This window comes from Halobacillus alkaliphilus, from assembly GCF_900113125.1.
Classification (GTDB): Bacteria; Bacillota; Bacilli; order Bacillales; family Halobacillaceae; genus Halobacillus; species Halobacillus alkaliphilus.
Genome location: NZ_FOOG01000092.1, coordinates 1 through 1,009, shown reverse-complemented (window position 1 = coordinate 1,009; position 1,009 = coordinate 1). Strand labels below are relative to the sequence as shown.

The 1,009-nt window shown below is 42.9% G+C and carries 1 protein-coding gene; it reads right to left on the bottom strand.

The annotated features are described in order from the left end of the window. Nucleotides 1-874, bottom strand: an 874-nt coding sequence (gene ltrA, locus BMZ06_RS20295; protein ID WP_425431800.1) for a group II intron reverse transcriptase/maturase, incomplete at its 3' end; no start/stop codon positions are given. Between the last annotated feature and the right edge of the window lie 135 nt (nt 875-1,009).

Below are 1,009 nucleotides of genomic sequence, written 5' to 3'. Positions count from 1 at the left end.
TTGATTTCTTCGTGTTGAGTGTAAGGTCTAACTTGGCCATAATTCCCTTAATGACACGAATGCTTTCCAGAGCTTGTTGTTTGGTTTTACACAAGATGACGAAGTCATCCGCATAACGAGTGATGTCTCCTAAGTGCTTGAATTTCTTCTCCCATAGTTCGTCCATGGTGTTCAGGTATATATTGGCTAGGAGTGGGGAGATTACACCGCCTTGCGGTGTGCCCGTTACAGGGTTTCTTATATTCCCTTCTTCCAATACACCTGCATCCAACCATTTACGAATTAGTTTTAATACCCTTCGATCGTTAATTCGTTGTTCCACTAGTTTCATTAACTTATCTTGATTAATGTTATCGAAATATCCTTGGATATCGACGTCGACTACCCAAGAACTTTCATTACTAGCTTTCCGAATGTTCGCCATGGCTTGATGGGCATTCTTTTTCGGGCGAAAACCAAACGAACAATCAAGAAAATCAGCTTCGAATATGGGTTCAATGACCATTTTCGTTGCCATCTGGGCCACTCGGTCTTTAATGGTGGGAATGCCTAAGGGACGTTTCTTTCCATCTTCCTTCGGAATATGAGTTCGAAGAACCGGGCTTGGATGATATTTCTTCCCTTTTAACTCCAAGTAGAGTTCATTGAGAAACTTCTTTTCTCCATAGTCCTCGACTATCTCTTCCACCGTCTGACCATCGACCCCTCCACTACCTTTCTTTCGCTTCACTCGCTGCCATGCTTCCCATAACATATCAGGACGATAAATTTTGTCATAGAGCGCATGAAATCTGCGTGTAGGGCTTTCCTTGGCACAAAGATATAATGTCTTCCAAAGTTCTCGAGCTTTTACTTTATTGGTGTAGTTAGTCATTTTCTTGACATTCACTGACTCTTACCTCCTTTAGACATGCTAAACAAAGGAGAGGTCCTTCCCTAAACGACGTTTTGTTGTCGTCGTCATGATCGGTACTATGACCTCCTCCGACTCCCTCTCATCCGTCCACCA